This is a genomic window from uncultured Arenimonas sp. (assembly GCF_963976025.1).
GTDB lineage: Bacteria > Pseudomonadota > Gammaproteobacteria > Xanthomonadales > Xanthomonadaceae > Arenimonas.
The window spans coordinates 1-6,779 of sequence record NZ_CAXBJS010000148.1 but is presented as its reverse complement, the minus strand read 5'-3'; the positions used below and the strand labels follow the sequence as shown (position 1 = coordinate 6,779).

9 protein-coding genes are annotated in these 6,779 nt (G+C 69.8%); all 9 read right to left on the bottom strand.

The window, feature by feature from the left end; genetic code table 11:
• The coding region (locus AACZ35_RS11095) for a hypothetical protein (protein ID WP_339829218.1) at positions 1 to 192 on the bottom strand (192 nt) is incomplete at its 3' end.
• On the bottom strand, positions 192 to 1,058 hold the full coding sequence (locus AACZ35_RS11090) for a type II secretion system minor pseudopilin GspK (protein ID WP_339829216.1): 867 nt from the start codon (positions 1,056 to 1,058) through the stop codon (positions 192 to 194). The genes AACZ35_RS11090 and AACZ35_RS11095, both read right to left, overlap by 1 nt.
• A complete protein-coding gene (locus AACZ35_RS11085) occupies positions 1,055 to 1,747 on the bottom strand; it encodes a prepilin-type N-terminal cleavage/methylation domain-containing protein (RefSeq protein ID WP_339829214.1) in 693 nt (230 codons plus the stop codon). Before AACZ35_RS11085 ends, AACZ35_RS11090 begins: the two co-directional genes overlap by 4 nt.
• The gene (locus tag AACZ35_RS11080) at positions 1,744 to 2,199 is read right to left on the bottom strand and encodes a prepilin-type N-terminal cleavage/methylation domain-containing protein (protein ID WP_339829212.1); all 456 of its coding nucleotides are present in this window, start codon (positions 2,197 to 2,199) and stop codon (positions 1,744 to 1,746) included. Before AACZ35_RS11080 ends, AACZ35_RS11085 begins: the two co-directional genes overlap by 4 nt.
• On the bottom strand, positions 2,196 to 2,648 hold the full coding sequence (locus AACZ35_RS11075) for a GspH/FimT family protein (RefSeq protein WP_339829211.1): 453 nt from the start codon (positions 2,646 to 2,648) through the stop codon (positions 2,196 to 2,198). Before AACZ35_RS11075 ends, AACZ35_RS11080 begins: the two co-directional genes overlap by 4 nt.
• Positions 2,649 to 2,666: 18 nt before the next feature.
• On the bottom strand, positions 2,667 to 3,092 hold the full coding sequence (gspG, locus tag AACZ35_RS11070) for a type II secretion system major pseudopilin GspG (RefSeq protein ID WP_339829209.1): 426 nt from the start codon (positions 3,090 to 3,092) through the stop codon (positions 2,667 to 2,669).
• Between the two features lie 5 nt (positions 3,093 to 3,097).
• Entirely contained in the window at positions 3,098 to 4,315 is a 1,218-nt protein-coding gene (locus AACZ35_RS11065; protein ID WP_339829207.1) for a type II secretion system F family protein, read from the bottom strand.
• Positions 4,316 to 4,319: 4 nt separating this feature from the next.
• Positions 4,320 to 6,032 (bottom strand): type II secretion system ATPase GspE, encoded by a 1,713-nt coding sequence (gene gspE / locus AACZ35_RS11060; RefSeq protein ID WP_339829205.1) that lies wholly within the window; start codon positions 6,030 to 6,032, stop codon positions 4,320 to 4,322.
• A 70-nt stretch (positions 6,033 to 6,102) separates the two neighbouring features.
• Positions 6,103 to 6,779, bottom strand: a 677-nt coding sequence (locus tag AACZ35_RS11055; RefSeq protein WP_339829203.1) for a phosphoribosylformylglycinamidine synthase subunit PurQ, incomplete at its 5' end; no start/stop codon positions are given.

Below are 6,779 nucleotides of genomic sequence, written 5' to 3'. Positions count from 1 at the left end.
CACCTGCAGCAGGTCGGACTGGCGGTCGAGAAGCAGGCGGTTGCTGTCGCCCTGCAGCAGCGGGCGCAGGCCCGGCGGCAGCACGCTGCGCCAGGCGGCGGCGGCTTCGCGGCCCCAGCCGGGCAGCGGCGTGCGTGCCAGTCGCAGGCGCAGGGTTTCAAGCGATGTGGTCAGTTGATCGACAGCAGGCATCAGTCGGGTTCCCCTACCCGCCAGGCCAGCGGTGCGTAGAGCTGGCCGAAGCCCGCCGCCGCGCCGATTCGCACGGTAGTGGTGACTTCGACCGCCAGGCCGTCCGGACGGACGGCGCGGCTGGCGACACTATACGTGCCGGACCCGGCCGCGGCGAGAGCGCCGCCCTCGGGTGAAACAGGCATGGGCAGGCCCGGCTGCCAGGCTGAACGCGCCTCGATCCAGAGGGCGGCGTCGGCCGGGCTCATGCCCAGGGCCTGCAGCACCGGCAGCTGGGCGAAATCGCGCAGGGGCCGCGGCGCCGCAGTGAACACGGTGACGTGCGGCACCAGCCGCGCGTACACGTCGGCGTCCATGCCCAGCACCTGCTGCAGTTCGGACACGGTGTTGAAGGGCTGGTCCTTGGCGCCGTAATCGAGACCGGCGGCGGCGTAGTCGGGATCTTCGGCGCCGCCGCCGATGGCCAGCAGGTCGTCGCTGTCGCGCCAGTCCTGGATCGCGCCGGCCAGCTGCCGGGCCCGAAGTTCCTCGACGCCCAGGGCAAGCATCAGGTCGGCCAGCAGGGCCGCGTCGGCGACCTTGCCGGACTCGTCCAGCACCCGCACGTCCACCTGGAAGCCCTGGTATTGGAAGCTGTTGGGGCGGCCGTCGGGAAACCAGCGACGGGTCGGGTCGGCTTCACTCAGGCGCAGGGCGGCGATTTCGATGCCGGCTTCGGCGGCCAGCTGGCCGGCCAGGCGCGTGCGCAGCGCGCTGCCCTGCATGGACTCGATGCGGGCGCTGAAGGCGAACACCACCACCAGGCCCGCCAGCAACAGCAGCAGCCAGATCACCAGCAGCAGGGCGGCGCCGCGGGAATTTTTCATCGCACCGGCCCCGGGGTTTCGGGCAGCGGCACCGGGCTGCCGGGCGACAGCAGGCCGGCGCCGGCGCCCGGCGGCGGCGACTGGCCCAGTCTCGGCGCGGCGATGAAATCCGGCCAGCGCGCGCGCGGTTCGGCGAACTCCAGCTCCAGGCGCACCAGGCGCGGGATCTGGCCGACCTGTTCCCAGTCCGACAGCCAGTCGCCGGCTTCGCCGTCGGGCTCAAGCGTGCGCACGGCGAAACGGGCGTCGCGAATGCCGTCAAGCAGCACTTCAGGCGGGCGATCGTGTTCGATCGGGCCTTCCGGGCTCAGCTGCTGGTGCTGGAATTCCAGGCGCAGGCCGCCGGCGCCGCGCACCAGGCGGAATTCCTGCACGTGCGGACCACCGCGCGAAAGGTAACCGGGCATCGGCGCGACCAGGCGCAGGTGCTCGGCGCTGGCTTCGAACACCGGCGCCTCTTCGCCGGCGCGCGGTATTTCCATGGGCAGCAGCAAGGCGCCTTCGAGCTGGCGACGCAGGAATCCCTGGGCCGCGCGCAGGCGTTCGTTGCGCGCGGACTCGACTTCGGCCGCGGCGGTGGCGCGGGTGGCGTTGCTGACCGCGGCGAAGGCCAGGGCCATGCCCGCCGCCAGCAGCGCGGTGGCCATCATCACTTCGATCAGGCTGAAGCCGCGCGCGTGCCGGGTCATTGCAGCCCGCCTTCGAGCACCTGCGGATAACGCGCGCGCAGGCTGGTGAAACGCAGCGAGCGGGCGTACTGATCTTCGCCCCAGCCGACGTCGAGCTGCAGCTGGTAGAGCACCGGCGCGTTGGGCATCACCCGGCCCGCGGTTTCGATGGGCTCGGCGCCCGGGATTTCCGGCGCCGCGGGCGCCGGATCGGGCACTTCGGTGATTTCCAGGGTCCAGCGGTAGCGCCCGCGCGCGAACTCGCCCTGCTGCGTGCCCGGTTCGATGGCCGACAGCACGCCCTGCTCGGCCAGCAGGCTTTGCGCCAGCAGGCTGGCTTCGGTGGCGTCGCCGGAAGTGCGCACCTGGGCCAGGCCGCCGCCCAGGATGGCGATAAGAATGCCCAGCGACACCGCCATCAGCACGAAGGCCAGCATCACTTCGATCAGGCTGAAGCCGCGCGCGTGTTTCATGCCGGGCCCTCGCCGCGGCTGAGCGTCACTTCGCCGGTGAGCCAGGCGACGTCCACGCGCCAGGCGGCTTCACCGCGCTTGATGACGATCCGGCCGCCGGTGGCGGCGCCTTCCGGGAAAAACCGCACCGCCGCCTGGTCGCGTGCGGGGCGCTCTTCGAGCGCGGTGGTGGCGACCACGTCCAGGCCTTCGGGCAGCGTGCCCTGGCGGTTGTCGGCGCCCTGCCAGCTGCGCGTGTTCACGTCGATCACGAACACCTGCGGCCGGCCGGTGGCGATGGCGCGGGCACGGGCGAAACGCAGTTCGCCGGCGACGGTGCGGGCGGCGTCGTGCAGCTCACGCCCCGGCAGCTGCCGGCCGATCACCGTCGCGCCGATGCCGGCCAGCGTGGCGACCAGCACCAGCACCATCAGCAGTTCCAGCAGCGACATGCCGCGCGCGCGATTCATGGCGGCGTCGCCGGCCCGTCAGGGCTTGCGGATGTCCGCGTTGACGCTTTCGCCGCCCGGGGCCTGGTCGGCGCCCAGACTGACCAGCTCGAAGGGACCGTTGGTGCCGGGACGGCGCAGTTCGATCGGCGTCTTCCAGGGATCCTTCAGTTCCTCGGCCGTGGCATAGGGGCCCAGCCAGTTCGGCTGGCCGCCGCTGGTGACCAGCTGGTCGAGCGAATCGGGCAGTTTGCCGGTGTCCTGGCGGTAGGCGTCGACCTTCTGGGCCAGGGTGATCAGCTGGCTTTCGGTCAGCTTGACGTTGGCGCGGTCCTGGCCGCCCATGACGCGGCTGGTGATCAGGGCCAGCACGCCGCCGATCAGCACGATCACGATCATGATCTCGATCAGGCTCATGCCGCGCTGGCTGCGCGGGGCGGAAAACTTGCGGGGGGCTCGTTGCATGTTGGTCAGCCTATGGCGTTGGTGAGGTCGTAGATGGGCAGCAGCACGGACAGGATGATCACCGCGACCACCACCGTCATCAGGATGGTCAGGGCCGGCACCAGCGCGGCCATCAGGCGGTCGAGCGCATTGCTGGTTTCCTGGTCGAAGGTGTCGGCGACCTTCAGCAGCATGGTATCGAGTTCACCTGACTCTTCGCCGACCTGGATCATCTGCACGGCCAGGCGGGGAAAACACTTCTGCTTGCCAAGCGCATAACCCAGGCCGTTGCCGGTCTTGACGTCTTCGCCGGCGGCCTCGACCGCGTCGGCCAGCACCCGGTTCGACAGCACCGGGCGCGAGAGGTTCAGCGCGTTCAGCAAGGGCACGCCGTTGCGGACCAGGGTGCCCAGGGTGCGCGCCAGGCGGGCGGTATCGAGGCGCGCGACCAGGTCGCCGACGTAGCGCATGCGCAGCAGGCGCGCATCGATGGCGCGGCGGGCATCGGGTTCGCGCAGGCGTACGGCCAGCCACAGGCCGGCGCCCACCAGCACGATGGCCACGGCCCACCACCAGGCGCGCATGAACAGGCTGATCTGCAGCACCGCTTCGGAATACCAGGGCAGGTCGGCGTTCATGCTTTCGAACAGTTCCTGGAACTGCGGCACCACCACGGCCATCAGGAAGGCCACCGAGGCGAACACCATCACCACCAGGATCACCGGGTAGATGAGCGCGTTGACCACCCGGCCGCGCAGTTTGGCGTTGCGCTCGAGGTAGTCGGCCAGCCGGCCCAGGGATTCGTGCACGTTGCCGCCGGCCTCGCCCGCGCGCACCAGGTTCACGTACAGGCGCGAGAACACGCCGTGCTGCTGTTCAAGCGCGGTGGACAGCGGCGTACCGCCGCGCACGGCCTCGCGGATGCGTTCGACCACGCGTTTGGCCTGGGCGGTTTCGGGTAGTTCGAGCAGGATGCCCAGGGCACGATCCAGCGGCTGGCCGGCGCCAAGCAGGGTGGCCAGCTGCTGGGTGAACTGCAGCACCTGTTCTTCGTCGAATTCCTTGCGCCGCCACGGGGGCGTCCAGCCTACGCCGGCGCCGTCTTCGTCGGCGCGGCGGGCTTCCACCGGCAGGTGGCCCTGTTCCTGCAGGCGCACGATCACTTCGTCGGCGCTGCCGGCCTCCATCTGGCCTTCAAGCGTTTCGCCGACGGTGGACAGGGCCTTGTAGCGGAACAGCGGCATCGGCTCAGGCTTCCTGGGTCACGCGCAGGACTTCCTCGATCGTCGTCAGTCCCTGCATGGCCTTGAGCAGGCCGTCTTCGTACATGGTGCGCATGCCGCGGGCGCGCGCCGCGTCCTCGAGCTCGCCCATGCCGGCGTGCTGCATCACCATCCGGCGCAGCTCGTCGTCCATCACCAGGAATTCCATGATGGTGGTGCGGCCCAGGTAACCGGTGGGCGTGAGCGCGGAAGGCTTCGGGCGGTAGAGGTAGATCGTGCCTTCGGGCTGAAAGCGGCGCAGGCCGAATTCTTCGATCACCTCCGGCAACGCCTCGTACTTCTCGGCGTGCGTGGGCTCGATGCGGCGCACCAGGCGCTGGGCCAGGATGCCGTTCACGGTGGACGTGAGCAGGTAATCCTCGACGCCCATGTCCATCATGCGGGTGATGCCGCCGGCGGCGTTGTTGGTGTGCAGCGTCGACAGCACCAGGTGGCCGGTGAGCGCGGACTGGATGGCGATGCGCGAGGTTTCCAGGTCGCGCATTTCGCCGATCATGATGATGTCCGGGTCCTGGCGCACGATGCTGCGCAGGGCCTGGGCGAAGTCCAGGCCGATCTGCGGCTTGGCCTGGATCTGGTTGATGCCTTCGATCTGGTATTCGACCGGGTCCTCGACGGTGATGATCTTCACGTCGGGGGTGTTGAGCTGGCTCAGCGCGGCGTACAGCGTGGTGGTCTTGCCCGAGCCGGTGGGGCCGGTGACCAGCAGGATGCCGTGCGGCTGCTCGAGCACCTTGACGAACTTGTCGAGGAATTCGTCGGTGAATCCCAGGGCCTTGAAGTCCAGCACCACCGACTCGCGGTCGAGCAGGCGCATGACCACCGATTCGCCGTGCGCCGTGGGCACGGACGAGACACGCAGGTCCAGCTCCTTGCCCTGCACGCGCACCATGATTCGGCCGTCCTGCGGCAGCCGGCGCTCGGCGATGTTGAGCTTGGCCATGATCTTGATGCGCGAGATCACCGCAGCGGTGAGGTTGGCCGGCGGTGATTCGGCTTCCTCGAGCACGCCATCAACGCGGTAGCGCACCTTCAGGCGGTTTTCGAAAGGTTCGATGTGGATGTCGGAGGCGCGCAGTTCGACCGCGCGCTGGATGACCAGGTTCACCAGCCGGATCACCGGGGCTTCGGAAGCGAGGTCGCGCAGCTGTTCGACGTCGGCTTCGTCGCCGCTGGATTCGTCGCCGAGGTTTTCGACGATGGTGCCCATGGCCGAGCGGCCGCTGCCGTAATAACGCTCGATCAGGTCGGCGATTTCGGCGCGCAGGCCGACCGATATCCGCACCGCGCGGCCGGTGGCCAGGGCGACGGCTTCGGCGGCGTACGGGTCCTGCGGGTCGGCGACCAGCAGGTCTACGTGGTTTTCGTCTTCGCCCACCGGGCAGACCGAAGCCTGCTTGAGGAAACGCTGCGACAGCTGCACGCCCGGCGGCGGCGCTTCCGGGCAGTCCTTGGTAGACAGCAGCGGCAGGCCCATCACTTCGGCGGCGGTCTCGGCCATGTCGCGCTCGGACACCATGCCCAGGCGCACCAGCAGCGCCACCAGCGAACCGCCGGCCTCGGCGTGCAGGCGCTGCGCGCGCGCAAGGTCGCTGTCCTTGAGGCGGCCGCGTTCGGCCAGGGCTTCGGCGACCCGCAGGTCGGCATTGCCGGTTTGTTCGTTCAGGGCCGCGGCCACGCGGGGCTCCAGCGTCGGGGGAGCCCGGAATTTAGCAGGTTGCCCCCTCGCCTGCCCTCCCTCCGCGCTGTCAGCCGACCCAGGCGCGGGCGTTGCGGAACATGCGCATCCAGGGTGAGTCTTCGCCCCAGCCGGCCGGGTGCCAGCTCATCTGCAGGGTCCGGAACACACGTTCAGGGTGCGGCATCATCAGCGTGGCGCGGCCGTCGCGGCTGGACAGGCCGGTGATGCCGGCCGGGGAGCCATTGGGATTGGCGGGGTAAGCCTCGGTAACAGCGCCGCTGTTGTCGACGAAGCGCAGCGCCACCGCCGCCTGGTCCTGGTGGCCCGGCTGGTCGAAGCGGGCCTGGCCTTCGCCGTGGGCCACCACCACCGGGATGCGCGAACCGGCCATGCCGGCGAGCAGGATCGAGGGCGAATCCAGCACTTCCACCATCGCCAGGCGGGCTTCGTACTGTTCGCTGCGGTTGCGCAGGAAACGCGGCCAGTGTTCGGCGCCGGGCACCAGGCCCTTGAGCTGGGCCAGCATCTGGCAGCCGTTGCACACGCCCAGGCTGAAGCTGTCGGGGCGTTCGAAGAACCGCGCGAACTGCTCGCGCAGGCCGGGGCGTTCAAGGATGGACGTGGCCCAGCCGCGGCCCGCGCCCAGCACGTCGCCGTAGCTGAAGCCGCCGCAGGCGGCCAGGCCCTTGAAGTCTTCCAGGCGGTGCCGGCCTTCGATCAGGTCGGTCATGTGCACGTCCACGG